A 24,516-nucleotide genomic window follows, 5' to 3' on the forward strand; every position below is an offset into this window, starting at 1 on the left:
TCGGCCCATGGTGCGCTGCCGGGCGGACCAATGTCGCCTCGTGCGATCGTCGCGCTGAGCTCGCGACGGGGAATAGGGATAGGATCGGAAACCGTTGACCCCGTGTCCGAGCCGAAACCGGACGAGGTCCGGACAGCTTCCGTGGGTTGAGGGCCGATGAGGAACGTGTCCGTTCAACAGTGTTACATTGGGCCGGATCGTCCGTTGCAGTGGGCAGCTGATGCCGTGAGAGGAATGTGAAAGCGTGACCGCAACCGAGAAGAAGCCCCGTCGCCTCGTCATCGTCGAGTCTCCGACGAAGGCGCGAACGATTGTGGGATACCTCGGCGACGGTTATGACGTCGAGGCCTCCGTCGGTCATATCCGCGACCTGCCCACCCCCTCGGAGCTGCCCGCCGATATGAAGAAGGGGCCGTACGGAAAGTTCGCTGTCGACGTCGACAACAACTTCGACCCCTACTACCGATCGATCCGGGCAAGAAGAAGAAGGTCACCGAACTCAAGCGTCTGCTCAAGGACGCCGACGAACTCTATCTGGCAACGGATGAGGACCGCGAGGGAGAGGCCATCGCCTGGCATCTGCTCGAAGTCCTCAAACCGAAGATCCCGGTCAAGCGCATGGTCTTCCACGAGATCACGCCCGAAGCGATCGAACGTGCCCTGGAGAACACCCGCGATATCGACACCTCGCTCGTCGATGCGCAGGAGACCCGCCGCATCCTCGACCGTCTCTACGGCTACGAGGTCTCACCCGTGCTGTGGCGCAAGATCCGTGCAGGGCTCTCGGCCGGACGCGTCCAGTCCGTGGCCACCAGGCTCGTCGTCGAACGCGAACGCGAACGCATGGCCTTCGTGCCAGCCGACTACTGGGACCTCGACATCGATCTCGGTCTGCCGGACGGGACGAACCCGTTCGCCGCGAACCTCACCACCCTCGACGGGTCGCGGGTGGCCACCGGTCGTGACTTCAACGACAAGGGTGAGCTGAAGAACTCCTCGGCGACGGTCGTCGACCAGGTACGCGCGGAGTCTCTGGCCACAGAGCTCAACGGCAGTGCGAAGGATGCGCTGACGGTGACCGCGGTCGAGTCGAAGCCGTACTCCCGCCGCCCGGCCGCGCCGTTCACGACCTCGACCCTGCAGCAGGAGGCCGGACGCAAACTGCGCATGAGCGCTCGTCAGGCGATGCGCACCGCCCAGTCGCTGTACGAGCACGGCTACATCACCTATATGCGTACCGACTCCTCGGCGCTGTCGGGTCAGGCCATCGCCGCCGCCCGCAAGCAGGTGACCGAACTCTACGGCCCCGAATTCGTTCCGCAGTCACCGCGCCAGTACGCGAGCAAGCAGAAATCGGCACAGGAGGCCCACGAGGCGATCCGCCCTGCCGGTGACTCCTTCCGCACCCCGGCGCAGGTGTCCAAACAGCTCAACGGCGATGAGTTCCGCCTCTACGACCTCATCTGGAAGCGCACCGTCGCCAGCCAGATGGCCGATGCGAAGGGCAAGACCGCGACCATCAAGGTCAGTGCAGCTCTCGCCGATGGTCATGAGGCCGGATTCAGCGCCAGCGGCACCGTCATCACCTTCCGCGGGTTCCTCGCCGCCTATGAAGAGGGCCAGGACGCGTCCCGCTACGACACGAAGTCCGGGGAGTCGCGGCTGCCGCAGGTCGAAGAGGGCCAGGCGCTGTCGGTCGTCAAGGCCGAAGCCGACGGACACACGACCGCTCCGCCGCCGCGTTTCACTGAGGCCAGCCTCGTCAAACAGCTCGAGGAGCTCGGCATCGGCCGTCCCTCGACCTATGCGGCGACGATCTCAGTCATCCAGGACCGCGGCTATGTGACCACTCGCGGCAACGCACTGGTGCCCAGCTGGTTGGCGTTCTCCGTCGTGCGCCTGCTCGAGGAGCACTTCACCGGACTCGTCGACTACGCGTTCACCGCCGACCTCGAATCCGAACTCGACCGGATCGCGATGGGCGAAGAGGATCGCAACGACTGGCTGGCCGGGTTCTACTTCGGCGACAAGGGTCAGGACCGAGAGGGACTCAAAGCAATCGTCGACGACCTCGGCGATATCGATGCCCGTGAGGTCAACACCGTCGCCATCAGCGAGGGTGTCAACCTGCGCGTCGGTCGCTACGGTCCCTACCTTGAGGTCGCCTCGGAGAAGGAAGGCGAGGACCCGAAGCGGGTCTCCGTCCCCGACGATCTGGCACCCGATGAGCTGACAGCGGCGAAGGCGGCCGAACTCATCGAATCCCAGGGCGACGGCGACCGTGAGCTCGGTGTCGATCCGGAGACCGGACACACCATCGTGGCGAAGAACGGTCGTTTCGGACCCTATGTCTCCGAGGTGCTGCCCGAACCTGAGGAGAAGCCGAAGCGTGGGGCCAAGAAGCCGAAGCCGCGCACCGGTTCCCTGTTCAAGTCGATGGATCTGAACTCGATCGACCTCGAGACCGCGCTCAAGCTGCTCAGCCTTCCCCGAGTGGTCGGTCAGGACGAAGAGGGCACGGACATCACCGCGCAGAACGGCCGCTACGGACCGTACCTGAAGAAGGGCACGGACTCCCGTTCCCTGACGGATGAGGAGCAGATCTTCAACATCACCCTCGAGGAGGCGCTGAAGATCTATGCCGAGCCGAAGCAGCGCGGCGGTCGTCGTGCCGCGGCACCGCTGAAGGAACTCGGCGAGGATCCGGAGACGAAGAAGCCCGTCGTCGTCAAGGACGGCCGTTTCGGGCCGTATGTCACCATGGTGAGACGAATGCGACTCTGCGCAAGGACGACTCCGTCGAAGCCGTGACCCTCGAACGTGCGGCGACTCTGCTCGCAGAGAAGCGCGCGAAGGGACCGGCGAAGAAGAAGGCTCCGGCGAAGAAGGCCCCCGCCAAGAAGACGGCCGCGAAGAAGACGACGGCAGCCAAGACGACTGCTGCGAAGAAGACGACGGCCGCCAAGTCGACGGCATCGAAGTCGACAGGGACGAAGACCACCGCTGCGAAGAAGACGACGGCTGCCAAGTCGTCAGCGTCGAAATCGACAGGGACGAAGACCACCGCCGCGAAGAAGACGAGCACGGCCAAGCCGAAGACCCCCTGAGTCGACGGCTGCCGAGCCCGCAGCATTCACTTTTCGCCCTCTGTCTGAAGCATCAGGCAGAGGGCGAAAGTCGTCTCTTCTCCCCGTGGCCTGTGATTGTTGGGTCGATCCACGGTGATTTCAAGACCGATTCCACCGTGGATCGACCCAACAATCACGGTCTGCATGGACCGGCCGCGTACTCCAGCAGCCTCACGGACGAGGTCAGCCGCGCGATGACTCCGCGAAGTCGGTGAGCGCCTGGCCGTCGAGGCGATAGGTCTCCCACTCGTCCTGCGGCTTCGCTCCCAGCGATTCGTAGAAACCGATCGACGGTGTGTTCCATTTGAGCACGCACCATTCGAGCCGAGTCAGTCCACGCTCCTGGCAGATCTGCGCCAGCCGACCGAGCAGCGCCTTCCCGGCTCCCGAACCGCGATGTTCGGGCGCGACGAAGAGGTCCTCGAGCCAGATGCCGTTCCTGCCAGTCCAGGTGGAGAACGAATGGAACCAGATCGCAATGCCGATGACTTCGCCGCCGGATTCGGCCACGAGGCCGAACGTGTTCGCTTGACCCCCGTCGGGGAACATCACCGCGGCGAAATCCGCCTCGGTGGCCTCGACCGCGTCCGGTTCCTTCTCGTAGACGGCCAGTGCGTGGACGAGGCGCAGGATGTCGGGCAGGTCGGTCGGCTCTGCTTCACGAATGGTGACGGTCATGGTGTGTCCTCAGAGTCGGTGTTTGTCCGCGTGGGCGGCCACCTCGGCCAGCTCCTCGGCGGTGGGGGACAGGGGCGTATGCGGATTCGCGTCGGAATAGTAGGCGGCGAACGCCTCGGCGACGGAATCGATCGTCACCTCGGGATGGATCTCGCTGATCGATCCGCCCGTGGACGGATCCCAATCGATTCCGAGGGCGGCTTCGACATCGGTGAGGACGGCGCGGATCGGATCCGGATCCTCGACGACGACGGACGACGAGAACAGCCACGCCCCGGAGACCACACGCTGGGCGGTGCCGATCGCCTTGATCCGACCGGCCACGTTGACGCTGTGCTCACCCGGACAGTATTCGCCGGGAATCTCGCCGAGGCGGGCATCGACGCCCAGCCCCCGCAGCACCTCGACATAGTCCTCACCGAAACCGGTGAATCGCGCGGTGGTGTTCGTGATGAACGAATCACTCGGTTCGATGTGATCGATGACCAGAGATCCCGGATGGTAGGCAGCCGCACGCCCGCCGAGGCTGCGCAGAGCAGGTGTGAAACCGTGGTCCCGGGCCGCTTCGATGGCGGTGGCGAAGCCGGGCAGGAAACGATCCCGAGCACCGAACGCCAGGGTCGGAGCCGGTCGGTACATCCGCAGAGTCGCCCCGCGACGTCCGGCCTTGACCGAATCGAGGAGGACGCGGGCGAACGCGAGTTCTTCCACCGGTCCCAAACCGTCTGCGGCCACCGTGGTCATCGCCAGTCTGTCTGTGTGCACGAGTTCAAGGGTAGAGGATCGGCAGGCTCTGACCGGGCTCGGGTTGTCGCAGATCGCACTCGTTTCCAAGAGATATGTCAGTTCGGGCAGATAGTGTAGGGCTGTGAGCATGTTGACGACTACAGGACACCGACTGCCCGGAGCTCCCGGCCGCCTGGTCACCGAGACCGCCGCCTGGGGTGCACTGATCGTTCTTGTCGCGATCAGCTATGTCGTGGCAGGAACCAGCGGACTCGTCGCGACGGTGGGCGGACGCGCCTTCACCGCCATGGGGGAGTCGCTGAGCGCCGGAGGATTCGACAACCAGATGGGCAGCCTGTCGCTGCTCATCGTCTTCGCCCTCTCCTGCGCCGGCCTCTTCATCCCCTCCAAGGTCTTCGCCTCACGACCTCCGGCGGTGCGCAAGACCGCTCTGTCGATCACCGCGATCATCGAAGCCGCGGTCCTCGTCGTCCTCAGCCTCGCTCCCAGTGCCTGGCTGACCTGGGTCGCGGCCCTGTTCCTCGGCGCCGTGGTGGGACTGCTCATGAGCATCAACCCGTTCAGACATGAGAAGCCGTGGCGTCGTGTCGGCATTCCCGCGGCCGTCCTCGTGTTCGTCTCCTGCGCTTTCCAGATCCTCGGCGGCTCCGCTGCGGGAACCCAGGCGCTCGGATGGGTGTCACTGCTGGTGGGCATCGGCATGGCCACCGGTTCCGTGATCATCTTCCTCACCCCCGAACGCGCCCTGCACGCGGAGTCCGCGACGACCGGGCAATTCCCTGAACACAAGGCCCGGGTCGCCCGCCCCGCCGAATCGATTTCGAATCCGTGGGTGTGCATCGGCCTCTTCGCCGTCCTCGGCGCCACCTTCATGCTCGCTCAGCCGACGGCGATCGGCCACGGCTATGGTCAGGCCGGTTTCGCGGTCATCATCGCCTGCTGTCTCGTCGGATGGGCAATCGGATTCGAGATGGGTCCGACCTTCGCTCCCGGAATGTCCCGTCCGCGCGTGTCCACCTTCGGTCTGCTCGTCTCCGGTGTGCTGCTGCTGGCCACCGGAAGCATCAACGAACTCTCCGGCAAGGTCGTGCTCTCGGCCGCGATCGCGTTCCTCGTCGGCATCGGCGTGCGCGCTCAGCCCTATGACTTCTCCCGCCGCTACGGTGCCGTCGCCGGTGCCGGCCTGGCCTTGGTGATCAACGCACTCGACCTCGGCGGCACGGTCGAAGTCGGTTCGAGCCCGGACTGGGTTCTGGCCCCCAGCGACGTCGCGTTCCTCATCTTCGGCATCGCCGCTCTCGTCGCCGGAGTCATCGGACTCTTCACGTTCGACCCCCACAAGCTGCAGGGTCTGTCCGTCGACATCGTCCACGGATTCCGTCCGCCCAGCCAGCCCGAGACCGCGGCAGGCGGGCTCGGAAACTCGGCTGAGCGCCTCGGCGCCGGGTTCTTCATCGCCATCGAAGGCGGAGACGGTTCGGGCAAGACCACGCAGATCAAACGCATCTCCGCCGCCCTGGCCGATGACGGCTATCACGTGGAGGCCACTCGCGAACCCGGCGGCACCGAACTGGGCACGAAGATCCGTTCTGTTCTCTTCGACTCCGACCCGCCGAGCCCGCGCACCGAAGCCCTGCTCTTCGCCGCTGATCGTGCCCACCATGTGGCATCCCTGGTCGACCCCAGCCTCGATGCCGGAAACATCGTCATCACCGACCGATACATCGATTCGACGATCGCCTACCAGTCGGCCGGCCGCAGCTTCGACGAGAAGACGATCCTCGCGCTCAGCCGGTGGGCCACCCAGGGGCTCGTGCCGAACCTGACGATCGTCCTCGACATCGAACCCGAGGTCGCCGCCGAGCGGATGGGCAAGCGCGGCGACAGCAACTACCTCGACCAGGAGAACCAGCAGTTCCACCAGCGGGTGCGCCAGACCTACCTGTCCCGTGCCCACAAGGAACTCGACCGGTACGTCGTCCTCGACGCTTCGGTCGACGCCGATGAGCTCACCGAACGGATCCTCGCAGCCATCCGCGCCCGCCTTCCGCAGACGCTGGTCAAACGCGACACCGGCACCGAGGCGGCCCCCGCCTCAACGTCGACGGCTGAGGCCGACAACGGTCCGGAACGCAGTTCCGTGCCGATCGCTGCCGTAGCCGCCGGGACCGTGCCCGACGACGGCACGGCCGAGGCAGACGACGGTTCCGACGACGCCCACTCCGGCGACAGCTCTGCAGACTCGGTCGATGCCCGCGAGACTGAAGACGACGCCGTCGATGGCAGCGAAGCAATAGGCGAAGCAGCCGCTGATGCAACAGACCCCGACGATATCGACGATGCGGTGCACGAACGCGGACCGCGCTTCGTCCCGGCCTCCAGCGATCGGTTCGTTCCCTCTGCGATCACCGACGCCGAGGCCGAGATCTCCGGTGCGGTTCCCACCGAACGCGTCGACCTCGGGGCCGATCTGCGGGAGGATCCGGCCGCCTCGGCGAATGTGGAACGCTCCGCCGCTTCCGCATCCCCGGCATCCGCGGATGAGAATGCGGACCGGGATTCGGAAGGCGACGAGGAGGAACTTCCGTCCTTCTTGGAACCGAAGGGCTCGCATCGTTCAGATGAGGCCCCGAACCGTTCCGACGAGGACGCGGCGACCACGGTGCTGCCGGCCAGCGGGACCGCCTCGGAGGCGCTCGTCGACGACAGCGACGAGGCCGATGGGGTGCCGACGGACCGAATCGCCACGGACGAGAATGCTGAGACTCGGATCGTCAACCGCGTCGGCCCCGAAGACGCCGAAACTCGCGTTGTCCACCGTGCCGATCCACCTGCCGAAACCGGAACGGATGACGCAGCAGGCGACTCGGTCGACGGCGGGGACGCGGAAACCACGGTTCTGCCAGCCCGCACCGCCCGCGAGATGAGCCGTGAACGACTGCAGGCTCAGGCCGAGATCGAACGGCAGGCTCGGGAGCGCTTGCGCCAGCAGCGCGAACGCAGCAACCGTCGCTTCACCAACCGGGAGGATTCCTGAAGTGAGCGTCTTCGACGAACTCGTCGGCCAGGATGACGTCATCACCCAGCTCGGCTATGCGCTCGACAACCCGGCGGCGATGACCCATGCGTGGCTGTTCACCGGACCGCCCGGGTCGGGCCGATCGAATGCGGCACGCGCCTTCGCCGCCGCGCTCATCTCCGGGGGCACTGAATCGAATGACGTGACCGCCCGAGTGCTGTCGGGTCATCACGAGTCCCTGACGATCATGTCGACGCAGAAATCGGTCATATCGATCGAAGAGGTCCGTGAACTCGTGTCCAAGGCACAGGCGTCGCCCGTGAACTCGAAATGGCGCGTCGTCATCATCGAAGATGCCGACCGGATGATGGAACGCACAGCGAACGTGCTGCTCAAAGCCATCGAAGAGCCGCCTCCGGGAACCGTGTGGCTGCTGTGCGCGCCGAGTCCGATCGATGTGCTCACCACCATCCGGTCGCGGTGTCGTCCTGTGCGACTGCGCATCCCCTCTCGGGATGCCGTGGCACAGCTGCTGATGCAGCGCGACAACGTCTCGGAAGATCGCGCACACTGGGCTGCCGCAGTGGCCCAGAACCACATCGGGCGCGCGAAATACCTCGCACTCAACGAATCGGCTGATGCCGAACGTAAACAGATTCTCGCGATCCCCGGCAAACTCACCTCCGTGGGGGCGACGATCCGTTTGGCCGGCCGCATCGTCGATGCCGCTGCCGAAACCGCGAAGTCACGAGTCGAAGAGCGCAACGCCGCCGAGCGGACTCAGCTGCTGACCACCTTGGGTGTCGAAGGGGAGAAGACGATTCCGCCGTCGGCCAGAGCGCAGATCAGGAAGCTCGAGGAGGAGCAGAAGCGCCGCTCGGTGCGGGCCCGCAACGATGAGCTCGACCGGATCTTCCTCGAACTCATGAGCCTCTACCGCGACATCCTCATGTACCAGCTGGGGATCCGTGACGGGTGGATCAACGCCGGCGAAGTCGATCTCATCGCCGAACAGGCGAACCGGGATGGTCCCGACACCACGCTGCTGCGCATCGACGCCATCACCGAGGCTCGCCAGCGTCTGCAGACGAACATGTCGCCGGTGCTCATCGTCGAAGCAGCCTTCGTGCTGCTGTCGAACCCCTGGCTGCAGGAAGACCGCACCGGCGCGATCTGAGTTCCGGGGCCCTGAATCGACGGCGTCGAGAAGCGCCGGGGGAGTAGTCGGCCCCTCAGCTCTCGCTGAGGAGCTCTGTGACGAGTGCCGCGGTGAGTTCGATGCGGCGGGGAATCCAGATCTGCAGGGCATGTTCGGTGCGGGCGTGGGAGCCTCCACCGACGGTGCCGAGACCGTCAAGGGTCGGAGTGCCGACTCCGGCGGTGAAGTTGCCGTCAGACCCTCCGCCGACGGCGACGGACCGCAGCGGGGGATGCCCAAGTCGTCCGGCCAGCCGTTGGGCGCGGGCGTAGAGGCCCATCGCCATGTCCTCTTCGAGCGGAGCACGGTTGATTCCGCCCTTGAGTTCGATCTTCGCACCGGCCACGGTGGGCGTCAGTGCGCGCAGAGCATCGTCGATGCGCACCTGTTCATCCGCCGAGGCAGCTCTGGAGTCGATTCCGACGACGGCTTTGGCTGGCACGGTGTTCGTGGTCGATCCGCTGGTCATCACGTCGGGACGACAGAGGTTCCGACCGCAGGTTTATGGAGGCCGGCGATCTCGATGACCTGGTTGGCCACTTCGATGGTGGCGTTGATGCCCTTCTCCGGTTCGACTCCGGCATGCGATGCCAGACCGGTGACTTCAAGCTGGTAGATCGCCACTCCCTTGCGCGCGATCTTGACGGCACCGTGCGCGGCGCCGCTTTCGAACACGAGAGCGGCCTTCGCCCCGCGGGCTTCGTTTTCGATGATCTGCCGAGAGCCCGGGGAGCCGAGTTCCTCATCGGCGGTGATGAGGAGGCTGACACCATCGAGGCTGCCGAGTTCGGCACGGACCTTCGCCAAGGCGTAGATCGCGATGAGCAGTCCGCCCTTCATGTCATCGGCGCCGGTCCGCGGACACCCCGTCCTTGACCGAGTACGGGAAGTCGGTGAGAGTGCCGGTGGGCCAGACGGTGTCATGGTGGCCGATGAGCACGATCTTGCGGGGGCTGGTGCCGAATCGCCATAGCACGTGCGGGTGACCGTCGGTCTCGATAATCTGAGGCGCGGCACCGAGCATCCCGGTGCCGATGCGCGAGACGAGCCGGGCGCTGCGGGCCAGTGAGGAGAGGTCGTTGGAGAACGACTCGCATTCGATGAGCGCTTGGAAGTCGCTCATGAAGTCGTCGGAGTCGAACTCTGTCATGGATGTCTCTCCCTCTCGGATATGGACCAACTGTCCTTTCAAGGTTAGCGGGTGCCGGGTCGTGACCTGCCGGCACCCGCTCTCGAGTGGGCCAGGTACTCGGCTGTCACCTGTCAGAGAGGGGGTGACGAAGCTCTCGGTCGGAACCGCCCAGGAAGGGATTATTCGTTTTGACCACTGGCAGAGAAGTTGGCTAAAGTTGGTTCGGTTGCCGCCTTAGCTCAGTCGGCAGAGCGATTCACTCGTAATGAATAGGTCGCGGGTTCGATTCCCGCAGGCGGCTCGGCAACAGCCCCTCTGATCAGCAGAATTGATGATCAGAGGGGCTTTCTCGTGGCGGAACTGTCAACTGGCTCTTCGGGTCTGGAGCCGCAGCCGCCAGTGCTGCGCCTCAGTCGCCGTCGGAGTTCGCTTTGTTCTCCTGGTCGAGGGCCCGCAACTCGAATCGGGACTTCACTCCGACTTTGCGGTAGATATTCGTGTCTCAGTTCCACTGTCCGCACGGAGACGAAGAGCTCATGGGCGATGACATGGTTCTTGTATCCCTGAGTGAGCAGTTCGACGACCGGAAGTTCTTTGTCATTGAGGGAATCTGTGATCGATCCCGACGACTCGGCGTGGGTTTCTCCCACGACTCGAGCGTCTCCGAATCCGATGTCGGTGAGGACGGGACCTGCCGATTGCCTTCATTTCTTCGCTGTCGGCGTCATAGCCGAGTTCCTTGAGCTTATGGGCATAGGCCAGAAACGTCCGACCGCGCACATATTTGAGCTCCGGACTCGTCCACGCATCGAGGAGTCGGGAGAACTCCCTCCAAGCCTCATCGCCGGACATGAGCAGCGGTCTGCTGCGCGCTGCCGCCGATGACGTCCAAGTCGTCGGAATATCACGTTGGGCCTGTTCCAACTCGGCGAGGATCCGCTTGGCTTTGGAGATGTCGCCGACATAGACGAGTGATTCGATGAAGTCGTCGAGATACCGCAGGAGGTGAGGGCTGGGCAGCCACGTCGACAGGCGGTGACAGCGGGCGAAGTGCCTGTTCGCAGAAGCGAAGTCACCTTCCTACATCGCTGTGCGTGCCTCGATCGTCGCGAGTTTGCATCTCAGCAACCGACTCGACCCCTGTGCCGTGAGTCGGCGCGCGTCGCGGACCGCGCTGTGAGCGAGGTCCGAACGGCCGTCGAGGACGGCCATCATCGCATTCCGAAGATGATCGTTGACCGACACACTCTCGTGATGGTCGTTGCTGGCGGTGAGCAGTTCGTCCAGTTCGCGAACGCGGTGGTAGTTGCCGGCGCGGGACTCATTGATGAATGCCACGACCCTGGAGATTCTCGCCCACAGCGGGGTGAGATGCGATGACTGGTCGAAGAAGTTGCTCAGCACTGCGCGAGCGTCGTCGAACCGGTCCGCCAACGACAGCGTCGGGGCGAAGACGATCCATGAGAATTCGACAGCGAAGCACTGCCGAATGCGGTCGCCGATGGCCTCGAGTTCCTCGGCAGAGGGAAGACTTCGGCCGTTGAGCGCCACGTCGAAGAGACCGATGACCGATTCGACGACCTGAGCCAGCTCGGCCTCACTGCCGAGCAGTGTTGATATCCGACTCGCTGTCGTTCGAGCACTTTCCATGTCCCATTGCTGGAGATAGCAGAAGACGGTGCTGGCCAGCAGATATGGGCAGGCCTCCAGCGACGTCGCTGCGTTGCGTTCGACGACTCGCGGCACATGCTGATCTTTGATGATGCTCAACTCGGCATAGTCGATGAGGATTCGCAGCCTCAACACCGACGGTCTGACCTCATCGGTGCCCTTTCGTCCCTGGAGGAACCGGAGGTATCTGCGGGCGAGCGTGTACTGGCACTGTGACATGAGCTCTGCGGTCAGCTCTTCGACCGCCGACTCCGGGGCGGGGCCGTCTGTGAGGAGCAGCGCTCACTCGGAGAATTCCATGCCGTGGAGTATTCGACCGTCTCGGACTCATTCTGTCGCGCACGCGAACAAGTCGGCGACGGTCTCGGCGTCGAGTGCGGTGAAGCTGGCGTGCCACGCGCGCAGCACGGCCTCGTCGTCGGTGAGGTCGTCGACCTGCGCGATCTGCTCGACGATGTGGGCGGGTATGTGGCCACCGCACGAGATGACTTTTAGCGCATCCACCATCTGTGTCGAACAGCTCTCAAAGGAGTGACGCACTGTCTCCTGCAGTTCCGTTCCGGGTCTGAGGGGAAGAGTGAGCGCTTCGTTCTCGTACAACGCTCCGGGACGAATTGCTGAGAGCAGCGATTCGAATGACCTCGGATTGCCTGCGCTCCATCTGGCGGCGATTTCGAGGACGCTCTTCCACGCCAGAGGCGAGGTCGAGGACAGGCCCAGTTCGATGAGCGATTCGACCTTGAGCGGACTGAGGACGACCGACCCTCGTGAAGCTGCTCAGGGGCCCGGAGCCGCCGATCGACTGGACCGCGAGGATCGCACGGAGATTCTTGATGCTGCGACGCCGAAGCAGAAACCCGATCACCTCGAGACTGGTCGGGTCCATCAGATCGGCGTCATCGACGATGACTGCGAACGCATCGAAAGTCCTCGTCCGCAGAGAAGCATCGAGATCCTCTGCGACGGCGAAGGCCGATCGTTCGTCGGCGGACAGCGTGACCAGCGACCGCAGGCTCGTTCCGACAGCATCATCGACGGCCGCGAGGAAGGCGGAGAGTCCGGAGAACCGCCAGTCCTTCTCTGTCGGATTGGCCCGGACGATGCTTGTCGAAATGGTGGTTGCCCCTGCGACAGAGGAGAGGAGAGCGGTTCGTCCCGAACCTGCAGGGCCGGTGACGACGACGGTGTCGGATCCGGCCCCTCTGGTGACGTTCAGCAGTTCGCTGAGCTCGTGCTCGCGTAGGTTCTTGATCATCGAAAGTACTCGCTTCTCGGTATTGCCTGCTCCACTGACCGCCGTGCGAAGCGGGCAACGCACCAGACTCGGGATCGGCCTGGGATGGGCGGAGAGCGGGGGATGCATGCGCAGTGGGTGAGGTGCGCATCAGGGGAGTCGTCTGCGGATAGGGGACTGGTGTGTTCCCGGGGTGGAAACTGCAGATGATGCTGCAGAACCGATCGCGGATTCTGACGAGGAAATGTTTCAGTCATTGAATTGTTTCGAGAAACTGTGGAATTTGCGGGATCTGAACCACGGAAATCGTCGGACCCGCCCCGACATGGCAGTTTCTGTCGACGTGGGCCCGAGAAATGCGGTGTGGTGTCGCCGCCGGCAGAAGCGGGGTCTGCCCGGGGTCCGACCGCGATGGGGCCAGCGAGCAGACCTGCCCCCAGGGCCAGCGCCAAGGGCCTGCCCTCGTGCGGGCAGCCGGACTCAGGAAGAGAGTCGATCGACCGCGATCTCAGCGAGGGGTGTGAGGATCTTCTCCTTGCTCATCTTCATGAAGCCCTCGGTATTGCCGGAGTAGTTGATCTCTTTGCCATCGACCTTGTAGAGGCTGCCTTCAGGATGGCCGTACTGTTCGTAGGGTCGTGCGTCGATGTTCATCTCGAACACGATGTTCTCCAAGGCACACGTAATGGTCTGCTGCGCCTGCACGCACGTGGCCTCCCCGAGATCGATCTCCTTGCCTTGCGGCAGTTCGCCGTTCTTCTTGATGTAGTCCGCCTCGCCGGCTTGCAGGATTCGGGTGGTGAAGTTGACGACCACGTTGCCGTCGTCCAGGCGAAGTCCCTCGGCGTCGAAGCCGGTACTGGTCAGGCACATGCCTTCCGGGATGGTGTTCTCCTCATTGCCGCCGCCGGCACCGATGGAGATGACCGTCATGGTCGTCGGGGTGGGCTTCTGCCCGATTTCCGCCGCGCCGGGGAGTACGGCCTTGACCGTCTCTTCATCCGTGAGTTCGCAGGCCGAAGGCCACTTGTCGAACTCAAAAGCGCCCGAGGAGTGGGCGGGAAGGTCCAGATCGATCGGCTCGCCCTCGTGGTCGGGGTGGGAGACGACTTCAATCGGATCTGATTTCCCGCCGTCGGTGGAGGTCGACGATCCTCCGCCGCAGGCAGACAGGCCGATGAGGGTGGCCCCCGCAGCCACTGCTGTGAATGCCCGAGAACGACGCAATGAAACCAAGTGAATCCTCTGCTGCTCAATGATGAGTACTCTCCGGTGATGACTCTACTTGTTCTGGGTTCTTCCGGGCTGATCCTCGACGTGTCGGGCCCGGCTGAGGTGTGTTGCTCATCACCGGAAACTGATAGACAATGGAGACGCACACCACTGAACGATTGATCAGTCAGCTGAATTTCCGATCGAGCGGACCCGCTCCGGGCCTGAGCTGTCGACGATCGTGAAGCTGACACAGGAACCCAACATCGGGCCGTTCGCCGGGGTCTCTGCCGAGACCTCGTGCACGGCCCTCAGACTGTGAGGAACACATGAGCGAAGCGTTCATCTATGACGCAGTGCGCACCCCACGCGGTAAGAACCGCGGCGGGGCGCTGCACAGCGTCAAGCCCATCGATCTCGTCACCGGCCTCATCGACGCCGTACGCGAGCGCAATCCGGACCTCGACGACTCCCAGATCGACGACATCGTCCTCGGCGTCGTCTCGCCAGTCGGCGAACAGGGCAGCGACATCGCCCGTGTCGCCGCGATCGCCGCCGGCCTCGACGAGTCCGTCGCCGGCGTTCAGGTCAACCGCTTCTGCGCCTCCGGGCTCGAAGCCGTCAACATCGCCGCCCAGAAGGTCGGCTCCGGATTCGAGAACCTCGTCCTCGCCGGTGGCGTCGAATCGATGTCCCGTGTGCCGCTGGGATCCGACGGCGGAGCCTGGGCGCAGGATCCGACGACGAACTATGACACGTACTTCGTGCCCCAGGGAATCGGTGCCGACCTCATCGCCACCACAGAGGGCTTCACCCGTGCAGACGTGGACGCCTTCGCCGCCGAATCGCAGAAGCGCGCCGCTGTGGCCTGGGAGAACAGCCTCTTCGAAAATTCGATCATCCCGGTCAAGGACATCAACGGCATCACCGTGCTCGACCGCGATGAGCACATGCGTCCCGGATCGACCGTCGAATCGCTGTCGCAGCTGCCCCCAGCCTTCGCCAAGCTCGCCGCACAGACCGGATTCGACGAGGTGGCTCTGCAGAAGTACCACTGGATCGAAGCCATCGACCACGTCCACACCGCCGCGAACTCCTCCGGAATCGTCGACGGCGCAGCGCTTGCCATCCTCGGCGATGAGGAGGTCGGCCAGAAGATGGGAATGAAGCCCCGTGCCCGCATCGTCTCCACCGCGGTCACCGGCTCGGAACCCACGATCATGCTCACCGGTCCGACTCCGGCGACGAAGAAGGCCCTCGACAAAGCCGGCATGACCGTCGATGACATCGATCTGTTCGAACTCAACGAGGCATTCGCCGCCGTCGTGCTCAAGTGGATGAAGGATCTCAACATCCCCCACGACAAAGTCAACGTCAACGGCGGAGCCATCGCCATGGGCCACCCGCTGGGCGCCACCGGCGCCATGATTCTGGGCACTGTCCTCGACGAACTCGAGCGCCGCGACCTCAAGCGTGGACTCGTCACCCTGTGCATCGGCGCAGGCATGGGCATCGCGACGATCATCGAAAGGGTCTGACATGACGAACACTGAAACCACAGCTGCCGACTACCAGCGCAACACCGATGCCGATGGCATCGTCACCGTCGTCATCGACGAGCCCGGCGCCAAGGTCAACACCATGAACGACTACTTCGCGGCCGCCCTCGAGGCGACCGTGGAATGGCTCGAAGCCAATGTCGACGACATCACCGGTGTCGTCCTCACCTCCCCGAAGAAGACCTTCTTCGCCGGTGGCAACCTCAACAAGCTGCGTGAAGCCGACCCGGCCAATGCCGCAGAGGAATTCGAGGCTGTCGAGCACCTCAAGAAGGTGCTGCGCCGACTCGAGACCTTCGGCAAACCCGTTGTCGCCGCGCTCGGAGGTGCGGCCCTGGGCGGCGGACTCGAGCTCGCTCTGGCCGCCCACCATCGGATCGCGGCCGACGACAACCCGAGCGCCCGCTTCGGCTTCCCCGAGGTCTCCCTCGGCCTGCTGCCAGGAGGGGGCGGAGTCGCCCGGTCGGTGCGCATGCTCGGCATCCAGACCGCGCTGCAGAAGGCCATCCTGCCGTCGACGAAGTTCAAGGCCGCCGATGCCCAGGCGCTCGGCTTCATCGACGAACTCGCTCCTGCGGCCGAACTCGAGTCCAAGGCCAAGGCCTGGATCAAAGCCAACCCCGAGGCTGTGCAGCCGTGGGACGTCAAGGGCTTCAAGATCCCGGGTGGCTCGCCGTCCTCGCCGAAGATCGGCGCGATGCTTCCCGCTCTGCCGTCCCTGCTGCGCAAGCAGGGCAAGGGTGCACCGATGCCGGCTCCGCGAGCCGTGGTCGCAGCGGCCGTCGAAGGCGCCCTGGTCGACATCGACACCGCGCTGACGGTCGAGTCCCGCTACTTCGTCAACGTCACCCATACTCCGGTGGCGAAGAACATGATCAAGGCGTTCTTCTTCGACCTCGGCCACATCAACTCCGGCGGCTCGCGCCCTGACGGCTTCGAACCCCGCCAGGTGAAGAAGCTCGGCGTGATCGGTGCCGGAATGATGGGTGCCGCGATCGCCTACAGCGCTGCGAAGTCGGGTATCGAGGTCGTCCTCAAGGACGTCGAGCTCGCCAATGCGGAGAAGGGCAAGGCCTACGCCGCCAAGCGTGAAGAATCGGCCCTGGCCAAGGGCAGGACCACCGAGGTGAAATCGCAGGCCGTCCTCGACCGGATCACACCGAGTGCCTCGGCCGAGGATTTCGCCGGTGTCGACTTCGTCATCGAGGCGGTCTTCGAATCCGTCGATCTCAAGCAGAAGGTGTTCCAGGAGATCCAGGACATCGTCGAGCCCGATGCGGTCCTCGGTTCGAACACCTCGACTCTGCCGATCACCGACCTGGCTAAGGGCGTCACCCGCGACAAGGACTTCATCGGCGTCCACTTCTTCTCGCCGGCCGACAAGATGCCGCTGGTCGAGATCATCTGCGGTGAGAACACCTCCGACGAGGTCCTGGCCCGCACCTTCGACCTCGTGCAGCAGATCCGGAAGACTCCGATCGTCGTCAACGACTCGCGCGGATTCTTCACCTCCCGCGTCATCGGCACCTTCATCGCCGAGGCGGTCGCCGCCGTCGGTGAAGGCGTGGAGCCGGCCAGCGTGGAACAGGCGGCACTGCAGGCCGGATACCCCACCGGTGCCCTGCAGCTGCTCGACGAACTGACGTTGACCCTGTCGCAGAAGATCAACAAGGAGACCCGCGACGCGGTCGAAGCCGCAGGCGGCACCTGGATCGCCCACCCCTCCGAAGCCGTCTTCGACTGGATGGTCGAGCAGGGACGGACCGGACGCAAGGACGGCGCCGGCTTCTACGACTACGACGAGAACGGCAAACGCACCACGCTGTGGCAGGGTGTGCGCGAGAAGTACGAGTCCGGGTCGAACGATCAGCCCTTCGCCGATCTGCAGGAGCGGATGCTCTTCGCCGAGGCGATCGAGACGATCAAATGCCTCGACGAGGGTGTGCTCACCTCGGTGCCGGACGCGAACATCGGTTCGATCTTCGGCATCGGATTCCCCGCGTGGACCGGCGGCGTGCTCCAGTACGTCAACCAGTACGAAGGCGGACTGGCCGGCTTCGTCGACCGGGCGAACGACCTGGCCGCGAAGTACGGAGAGCACTTCACCCCGCCGGCCTCGCTGGTCGAGCGCGCGAAGACCGGAAAGACCTACGAATAAGTCGCAGGTCAGCTAGGTCGGCCCGCCTCGACGATCGCCGAGGCGGCGACCTCCGGAATAGCCAGATGGCCTTCCGGTGTTGTCCAGGCACACTGATGACTCAGTGTCACTGACATCTACCGGAAGGCCATTGCTATGCGTGCCGCCGTCTATGACGCCTACACCGAGAACTTCGACGACATCACGGTCCGGGAGCTGCCCGACCCGAAGGTGCCGCCGGCCTCAGTGCTCATCGAAGTCAGAGCCGCAGGGGTCAACCCGGTGGATTGGAAGCTCGTCGGCGGTCACCTCGACCCGGTCATGCCCACACAGTTTCCCGTCACCCCGGGATGGGATGTCGCCGGAGTCGTCGTCGGTCTCGGATTCGACACCCCGGAATTCTCCATCGGGGACGAAGTCGTCGCCTATGCCCGTAAGGACGTGCTGGGCGGAGGAACCTTCGCAGAGAAGGTTGCGGTCCCGGTCCATGCGGTGGCTCCGAAGCCGAAGAGCCTCAGCTGGGAACAGGCCGGCGGTCTGCCGCTGGCCGGCGGCACCGCTCTGCGCACCCTCGAGTCCCTCGGGGAGCTCGAGGGCAGGACCGTGCTCATCCACGGAGCATCCGGGGGAGTGGGCAGCTTCGCCGTGCAGATCGCCCGAGCCGCCGGAGCACGCGTCATCGGCACCGCCTCTGAAGCCAACCACGAGTACCTGCGTGGGCTCGGCGCCGAACCCGTGACCTACGGCAACGGTCTGGTCGAGCGCGTCCTCGAGGTCGCCGACGGCAAGGTCGACGGGGTCGCGGACTTCGTCGGGGGAGTCCTCGACAACACCCTGGCCGTGCTCGCCGAGGGCGGGGCGCACGCCTCGGTGGCCGATCCCAGCGTCGCCGAACACGGCGGACGCTACATCTGGGTACGTCCCGACGGGTCCGAGACCGCCCGGCTCGGTCTCCTCGTCGACGAAGGCAAGCTGACCGTCGAGGTTGCCGGAACCTTTGGACTCGACGAAGTGCCCCAGGCGTTCAAGGACAGCGCCGCTGGCCACGTGCGCGGCAAACTCGTCATCGTCCCCTGACCGACGCAGCGACCGTCCTCTGTGATCGACATATCGCCGAGGCGGGGCTCAGCTGATCCAATCAGGTTCAGTCGAGCCCCAGCGCCGCGGCTGCGGCGGCGCGCAATTCGACCCCGACCACCTCGGCGCTGGAGCGGCGAGCCTGGTGCGGGGTCGAATTCATCATCCCGAACGTCGCGTGCACGCGCACCGTGGCCGTCTCCAGCGTCCACGCCGGATGCGCGGCTTCGACGACCTCTGCCCACCGGCTGACATAGGCGCGCTGCAGACGGCGCACGGTCCGCCGCGATTCGTCCGGCAGTGCATCGAGGTCGCGGTCCTGGATGCGGATGAGCTCGGGCTCGCTCATGGCGAAGTCGACGTGGAAGTCGATGAGACGACGCAGGGTCCGGGCCGCCTCGGCGGGGGAGATCCCCGAGGTGGTGTCCCGGGCGGCGGAGACGATCTCCTCGCCCCCGGACTGCAGATAGGCGGAGATGCCGACGAGCAGCTCTTCGAGCACGGCCTCCTTCGACGAGAAGTGCCGATAGACCGCCGGTGCCGAGATTCCCGCACCCTTGCCCAGGTCGTCGAGGCGCACCCCGTGGAAGCCGTGACGGGCATAGAGCGTCTTCGCGACCGCGAGCAGCTGCTTGCGTCGGGCCGCCTTCGCCGCTGCCCGCGCCGTCGGTCTGGCCGTGTCCGGACCCGACATGCGGCCTCCTTCCCTCAGCCTCATCTCCACCGCTACGGAAGTCGTCGGTGGGGTCGAACTCGTGCGTTGTCAGTTCTGCCTGTGACCAGTATCATAGCAGTCAGTTAAGAGTTATTAACTGAAATGAGGATGGAATGAGAGCAGTGGGAACTGCGGTCAGTCCGGCGACGGGGCAGGTCAACTCCGAGGCCCACGCCGAACTCATCGCTGAACTCCGGGAGCGCATCGCGGCAACGGCCCGCGGCGGTTCCGAGAAGTCGAGACAGCGCCATATCGATCGCGGAAAGCTGCTGCCCCGTGACCGTGTCGAACATCTCCTCGACCCTGGCACTCCCTTCCTCGAGCTCTCTCCGCTGGCCGCGGGCGGCATGTACGACGACGCCAGCCCGGGAGCCGGAATGATCACCGGCATCGGTCGGGTCGCCGGACGCGAATGCGTGATCGTGGCCAATGACGCCACCGTCAAGGGCGGCACCTACTACCCGGTGACGGTGAAGAAGCACCTCCGGGCTCAGGAAGTCGCCAAAGAGAACAGCCTTCCGTGCATCTACCTCGTCGACTCCGGTGGGGCGAACCTGCCGAACCAGGACGACGTGTTCCCCGACCGAGAGCACTTCGGCCGCATCTTCTACAACCAGGCCACACTCTCGGCGGCCGGCATCCCACAGCTGGCCGCAGTCATGGGCTCCTGCACCGCCGGCGGCGCCTACGTCCCGGCCATGGCCGATGAATCGATCATCGTCTCCGAGCAGGGGACGATCTTCCTCGGCGGCCCGCCCCTGGTCAAAGCCGCCACGGGTGAGGAAGTCACCGCGGAAGAGCTCGGCGGCGGAGCGCTGCATTCCCGCGTCTCCGGCGTCACCGACCACCTCGCAGCCAATGACCCCCATGCGCTGGAGATCATGCGGGACATCGTTTCGACTCTCGGGCCGAAGAGCACCCCGAACTGGGACGTCATCGAATCCCGCCTGCCGGCACACTCGCCGGAGGAGCTGACCTCCGTCGTACCCGTGGACTCACGCACTCCCTATGACGTCCGCGAGGTCATCGCCCGCCTCGTCGACGGATCCGAATTCCACGAGTTCAAAGCCGAATACGGCACGAGCCTCGTCACCGGCTTCGCCCACCTCGACGGGCACCCCGTCGGCATCATCGCCAACAACGGCATCCTCTTCGGCGAATCCGCGCAGAAAGGTGCCCACTTCATCGAGCTGTGCGACCAGCGCAGCGTGCCCCTGGTGTTCCTGCAGAACATCTCCGGCTTCATGGTCGGCCGCGACTACGAAGCCGGCGGCATCGCCAAACACGGAGCGAAGATGGTCAACGCCGTCGCCACCGCCCGCGTGCCCAAGTTCACCGTCGTCATCGGCGGTTCCTTCGGTGCCGGAAACTACTCGATGTGCGGCCGCGCGTACTCCCCGCGGTTCCTGTGGATGTGGCCCAATGCCCGCATCTCCGTGATGGGCGGCGAACAGGCCGCCAGCGTGCTCTCCACCGTCAGGCGCGACCAGCTCGAGGCCCGCGGCGAGGAGTGGAGCGCTGCCGACGAAGACGCCTTCAAGCAGCCCATCCGCGACCAGTACGAAGCCCAGGGCAACCCGTACTACTCGACGGCTCGCCTGTGGGATGACGGAATCATCGAGCCCGGTGACACCCGCCAGGTACTAGCGCTGGCCCTCGAACTCGCCCGTTTCGGACCGATGGAACGCCCGCTGAATGCCAGCGGCTACGGCGTCTTCAGAATGTGAGCCCCTCCATGACGAAAATGTTCTCAACAGTCCTCATCGCCAACCGCGGCGAGATCGCCCTGCGCGTCATCCGCACCTGCCGCCGTCTCGGCATCCGCACCGTCGCCGTCTACTCCGATGCCGACGCCCATGCGGCCCACGTCAAGGCCGCCGACACCGCGGTCCACCTGGGGCCCGCCGCCGCCTCAGAGTCCTACCTGCGCATCGACAAGGTCATCGCCGCAGCACAGGCCACGGGAGCCGAAGCCATCCACCCCGGCTACGGATTCCTGTCGGAGAACGCCGAATTCTCCGCCGCCTGCGCCGATGCCGGAATCGTCTTCCTCGGCCCCGGAGCCGAGGCGATTCGGACGATGGGCGACAAGATCACCGCGAAGCAGGCGGTGTCCTCGCGCGGTGTGCCTCTCGTTCCCGGTACGAAGGACGCCGCGATGAGCGACGAGGCCCTCATCGCTGCCTCGGACGACATCGGCTTCCCCGTGCTCATCAAGCCCTCCGCCGGCGGCGGAGGCAAAGGCATGCACGCGGTCTTCGAACCCGAGAAGCTGGCGGAGGCGCTGCAGACCGCCCGCCGCGAAGCCGCGAGCTCCTTCGGCGACGACACCCTGTTCCTCGAACGCCTCGTCGCCACCCCGCGCCATATCGAAGTCCAGATCATGGCCGACTCTCACGGCAACGTCATCCACCTCGGCGAACGCGAATGCTCCCTGCAGCGCCGTCACCAGAAGGTCATCGAGGAAGCACCCTCGGCGCTGCTGGACGAAGAGACCCGCGCCCGAATCGGCCAGGCCGCCTGCGAGACCGCGAAATCCGTCGGCTACGTCGTGCGCACCGTCGATTCATCGTCGCGCCGACCGTCCCGATGAGTTCTTCTTCATGGAGATGAACACTCGACTGCAGGTCGAACACCCCGTCACCGAGGAGGTCACCGGAGTCGACCTCGTCGAACTCCAACTGCGCGTCGGCGCGGGCGAAGAGCTGCCGCTGACCCAGGACGACATCACACTGACCGGGCACTCGATCGAAGCGAGAATCTACGCCGAGGACCCCTCGCGCGGATTCCTGCCCACCGGCGGTCGCGCCCTCGACGTCGTCTTCCCCGAAGGAGAGGGCATCCGCGTCGACGCCGGGCTCGAAGCCGGGCAGACCATCGCCTCGGACTACGACCCGATGATCGCCAAGCTCATCGTCCGCGCCGACGATCGGGCAGCGGCGCTCAAGCGGCTCGATGCCGCGCTCGCCGCCTCGGCGGTGCCGGGAATCGTGACGAACATCGACTTCCTGCGCACCCTCATGAGCCTGCCCGAGGTGGTCGCCGGTGATCTCGACACCTCACTCATCGACAACCTCGGCGAGGATCAGCTGGAGCACAGCGCCGGTGAGCCCCACGCGCAGCTGGCGGCCGCCGCCGTCACGGTCACCGGGGGAGCGGCAGGCACGACCCTGACCGGACCGGTCACGGACGCCGAGCTGACCGCGAATCGGTCGACCGCCTCGGTGTGGGCCGGACCGAGCGCCTGGCGCACCTCACGTCCGGACTTCCGTCCCACGGTCACCCTGGCCGGCGGCGGGCAGAGCAGCGAGGTCGACGTCCGTGCAGGAGCCGTCGATGTCGATGCCGACGGTCTGTGGCACGTCACGCTCGACGGGATCCAGCACACCGCCCGGATCTTCTCCGACGCCCGCGACCGCAGCATCTGGGTGAGCACGGACTCCGGAATCCATGTCTTCACTCGGCCGCTGGCGGACTCGTCGCTGACGCCGGGACTCGAGGGCGCTGAGGTGCTCGCACCGATGCCCGGGTCCGTCGTCGACATCAAGGTCGAGACCGGAGACCGGGTCGAGCAAGGTGATCCGCTTGTCGTCGTCGAGGCGATGAAGATGGAACACGTACTCACCGCGCCCGCTTCCGGAATCGTCACCGTCACCGCCGTCGAAGGCGCCCAGGTCGCCCTCGACGAAGTGCTCGCCACAGTCGTCGACGAAGCCGCCGCCGACGCCACCGAATAGTCACCAGTCACTTTCACCACAACCACGCCACAAGCGGGGAGGAAACAATGGAAACCTTTGTTCCGGGCATGCTGCCCGAAGAATACGAAGACCTGCGCCAGGGTGTCGCGAAGTTCGCTGACGAAGAGGTCGCACCCGTCTCGGCCGAACTCGACGCCAAGCACGAATTCGCCTACGACCTCGTTGCGAAGATGGGCGAAATGGGCCTGTTCGGTCTGCCCTTCGACGAAGAGTACGGCGGAATGGGCGGCGACTACTTCGCCCTGTGCCTGGCCATCGAGGAACTCGCCAGAGTCAACCAGTCCCTGGCCATCACCCTCGAAGCCGGAGTCTCGCTCGGTGCGATGCCGATCTATCGCTTCGGCACCGAAGAGCAGAAGAGGGAATGGCTGCCCAAGCTCACCGATGCCTCGGGCTTGGCCGCCTTCGGCCTGACCGAACCCGAAGCCGGCTCCGATGCCGGAGGCACCCGGACCAAGGCCACCCTGGAGGACGGCACCTGGACGATCAACGGCAGCAAGTGCTTCATCACGAACTCCGGCACCGACATCACCCGGCTCGTCACCGCCACCGCCGTGACCGGGACCCGGACCTCGAAGTCCGGCCGTGAGGTGCCCGAGATCTCGACGATCATGATCCCGACCGGCACTCCCGGCTTCACCGCCGAACCGGCTTATGACAAGGTCGGCTGGAACTCCTCGGACACGCACCCGCTCACCTTCGACAACGTGCAGGTGCCCGAAGAGAACCTCCTCGGCGAACGCGGCCGCGGCTACGCGAACTTCCTGCGCATCCTCGACGAAGGCCGCATCGCCGTCGGCGCCCTGTCCGTCGGTGCCGCCCAGGGCTGCGTCGACGAATCCGTGAAGTATGCGAAGGAACGTCAGGCCTTCGGCAAGCCGATCGCCGACTTCCAGGGCATCTCGTTCAAGATCGCCCGCATGGAAGCTCGCGTTGTCGCCGCCCGTTCGGCGTACTACCTCGCAGCCTCGCGGATGCTCGCCGGACTGCCGTTCAAAAAGGAAGCGGCGATCGCGAAGATGGTCGCCGGCGAAGCAGCCATGGACAACGCGCGCGACGCCACGCAGATTCACGGCGGCTACGGCTTCATGAACGAATACCTCGTCGCCCGCCACTACCGCGACTCGAAGATCCTCGAAGTCGGCGAAGGCACCACCGAGGTCCAGCTCATGCTCATCGCCCGCGAACTCGGGCTCTGAGCTCAGTTCACATCCTGACTTGAGTGTGGGTGCCGACCTTCCGACGGTCACC

The 24,516-nt window shown here is 65.0% G+C and carries 18 protein-coding genes, 1 tRNA gene and 2 pseudogenes; 10 read left to right on the forward strand and 11 right to left on the reverse strand.

Annotation, left to right across the window (positions count from 1 at the left end; translation table 11 throughout):
• The first annotated feature begins 244 nt into the window (after positions 1-244).
• A pseudogene (gene topA, locus AC2W7L_RS08775) lies at positions 245-3,107 on the forward strand (type I DNA topoisomerase).
• A 204-nt stretch (positions 3,108-3,311) separates the two neighbouring features.
• Here topA and AC2W7L_RS08780 read toward each other — a convergent pair.
• Complete coding sequence (locus AC2W7L_RS08780) at positions 3,312-3,806, reverse strand: GNAT family N-acetyltransferase (protein WP_167194365.1); 495 nt, start codon at positions 3,804-3,806, stop codon at positions 3,312-3,314.
• A gap of 9 nt (positions 3,807-3,815) precedes the next feature.
• Positions 3,816-4,550, reverse strand: coding sequence for a lipoate--protein ligase family protein (locus AC2W7L_RS08785; protein WP_486004212.1), 735 nt, complete (start codon positions 4,548-4,550; stop codon positions 3,816-3,818).
• Between the two features lie 130 nt (positions 4,551-4,680).
• Here AC2W7L_RS08785 and tmk point away from each other — a divergent pair, with 130 nt between their 5' ends.
• On the forward strand, positions 4,681-7,590 hold the full coding sequence (gene tmk / locus AC2W7L_RS08790) for a dTMP kinase (RefSeq protein WP_486004213.1): 2,910 nt from the start codon (positions 4,681-4,683) through the stop codon (positions 7,588-7,590).
• Position 7,591: 1 nt separating this feature from the next.
• The gene (locus AC2W7L_RS08795; RefSeq protein ID WP_486004146.1) at positions 7,592-8,749 is read left to right on the forward strand and encodes a DNA polymerase III subunit delta'; all 1,158 of its coding nucleotides are present in this window, start codon (positions 7,592-7,594) and stop codon (positions 8,747-8,749) included.
• A 55-nt stretch (positions 8,750-8,804) separates the two neighbouring features.
• On the opposite strand, the gene AC2W7L_RS08800 is transcribed toward AC2W7L_RS08795, so the two are convergent.
• The 3 genes from AC2W7L_RS08800 to AC2W7L_RS08810 are packed head-to-tail and all read right to left on the reverse strand — an operon-like array spanning position 8,805 to position 9,920.
• A complete protein-coding gene (locus AC2W7L_RS08800; RefSeq protein WP_486004147.1) occupies positions 8,805-9,239 on the reverse strand; it encodes a M20/M25/M40 family metallo-hydrolase in 435 nt (144 codons plus the stop codon).
• The gene (locus AC2W7L_RS08805) at positions 9,239-9,610 is read right to left on the reverse strand and encodes a M20/M25/M40 family metallo-hydrolase (RefSeq protein WP_486004148.1); all 372 of its coding nucleotides are present in this window, start codon (positions 9,608-9,610) and stop codon (positions 9,239-9,241) included. The genes AC2W7L_RS08800 and AC2W7L_RS08805 overlap by 1 nt, the downstream gene beginning before the upstream one ends.
• 1 nt (position 9,611) lies before the next feature.
• Positions 9,612-9,920, reverse strand: coding sequence for a hypothetical protein (locus tag AC2W7L_RS08810; RefSeq protein WP_486004149.1), 309 nt, complete (start codon positions 9,918-9,920; stop codon positions 9,612-9,614).
• 210 nt (positions 9,921-10,130) lie between these two features.
• On the opposite strand from AC2W7L_RS08810, the gene AC2W7L_RS08815 reads away from it, so the two are divergent.
• Positions 10,131-10,203: transfer RNA gene (locus AC2W7L_RS08815), tRNA-Thr, on the forward strand.
• A 34-nt stretch (positions 10,204-10,237) separates the two neighbouring features.
• Here the strand turns inward: AC2W7L_RS08815 and AC2W7L_RS08820 are convergent.
• From AC2W7L_RS08820 to AC2W7L_RS08840, 5 genes are all read right to left on the reverse strand, one after another.
• A complete protein-coding gene (locus tag AC2W7L_RS08820; protein ID WP_486004150.1) occupies positions 10,238-10,552 on the reverse strand; it encodes a LuxR C-terminal-related transcriptional regulator in 315 nt (104 codons plus the stop codon).
• 430 nt (positions 10,553-10,982) lie between these two features.
• Positions 10,983-11,705, reverse strand: a complete 723-nt coding sequence (locus AC2W7L_RS08825) for a hypothetical protein (RefSeq protein WP_486004151.1) — start codon at positions 11,703-11,705, stop codon at positions 10,983-10,985.
• Positions 11,706-11,900: 195 nt separating this feature from the next.
• Positions 11,901-12,113 carry a hypothetical protein gene (locus tag AC2W7L_RS08830; RefSeq protein WP_486004152.1) on the reverse strand — a complete coding sequence of 71 codons (213 nt, stop codon included), beginning with the start codon at positions 12,111-12,113 and terminating at the stop codon, positions 11,901-11,903.
• Positions 12,097-12,828 (reverse strand): ATP-binding protein, encoded by a 732-nt coding sequence (locus AC2W7L_RS08835; RefSeq protein ID WP_486004153.1) that lies wholly within the window; start codon positions 12,826-12,828, stop codon positions 12,097-12,099. The genes AC2W7L_RS08830 and AC2W7L_RS08835 overlap by 17 nt, the downstream gene beginning before the upstream one ends.
• 459 nt (positions 12,829-13,287) lie before the next feature.
• Positions 13,288-14,043, reverse strand: coding sequence for a hypothetical protein (locus tag AC2W7L_RS08840; RefSeq protein WP_486004154.1), 756 nt, complete (start codon positions 14,041-14,043; stop codon positions 13,288-13,290).
• A 305-nt stretch (positions 14,044-14,348) separates the two neighbouring features.
• On the opposite strand from AC2W7L_RS08840, the gene AC2W7L_RS08845 reads away from it, so the two are divergent.
• The 3 genes from AC2W7L_RS08845 (at position 14,349) to AC2W7L_RS08855 (ending at position 18,792) form a co-directional block, all read left to right on the forward strand.
• Positions 14,349-15,557 carry an acetyl-CoA C-acetyltransferase gene (locus AC2W7L_RS08845; protein WP_486004155.1) on the forward strand — a complete coding sequence of 403 codons (1,209 nt, stop codon included), beginning with the start codon at positions 14,349-14,351 and terminating at the stop codon, positions 15,555-15,557.
• 1 nt (position 15,558) lies between these two features.
• Positions 15,559-17,736, forward strand: a complete 2,178-nt coding sequence (locus AC2W7L_RS08850) for a 3-hydroxyacyl-CoA dehydrogenase NAD-binding domain-containing protein (protein WP_486004156.1) — start codon at positions 15,559-15,561, stop codon at positions 17,734-17,736.
• A 135-nt stretch (positions 17,737-17,871) separates the two neighbouring features.
• Positions 17,872-18,792, forward strand: a complete 921-nt coding sequence (locus tag AC2W7L_RS08855) for an NADP-dependent oxidoreductase (RefSeq protein WP_486004157.1) — start codon at positions 17,872-17,874, stop codon at positions 18,790-18,792.
• A gap of 67 nt (positions 18,793-18,859) precedes the next feature.
• Here AC2W7L_RS08855 and AC2W7L_RS08860 read toward each other — a convergent pair whose 3' ends face one another.
• The gene (locus tag AC2W7L_RS08860) at positions 18,860-19,486 is read right to left on the reverse strand and encodes a TetR/AcrR family transcriptional regulator (RefSeq protein ID WP_486004158.1); all 627 of its coding nucleotides are present in this window, start codon (positions 19,484-19,486) and stop codon (positions 18,860-18,862) included.
• Positions 19,487-19,620: 134 nt separating this feature from the next.
• Between AC2W7L_RS08860 and AC2W7L_RS08865 the strand changes: the two genes are divergently transcribed.
• The 3 genes and pseudogenes from AC2W7L_RS08865 (at position 19,621) to AC2W7L_RS08875 (ending at position 24,464) form a co-directional block, all read left to right on the forward strand.
• Positions 19,621-21,234, forward strand: coding sequence for a carboxyl transferase domain-containing protein (locus AC2W7L_RS08865; RefSeq protein ID WP_486004159.1), 1,614 nt, complete (start codon positions 19,621-19,623; stop codon positions 21,232-21,234).
• Positions 21,235-21,251: 17 nt separating this feature from the next.
• Positions 21,252-23,244, forward strand: a pseudogene (locus AC2W7L_RS08870) (acetyl/propionyl/methylcrotonyl-CoA carboxylase subunit alpha).
• 47 nt (positions 23,245-23,291) lie between these two features.
• Positions 23,292-24,464 (forward strand): acyl-CoA dehydrogenase family protein, encoded by a 1,173-nt coding sequence (locus AC2W7L_RS08875; protein WP_486004160.1) that lies wholly within the window; start codon positions 23,292-23,294, stop codon positions 24,462-24,464.
• Positions 24,465-24,516 lie beyond the last annotated feature (52 nt).

It is taken from the genome of Brevibacterium sp. LAARM3_SD1, assembly GCF_057364765.1.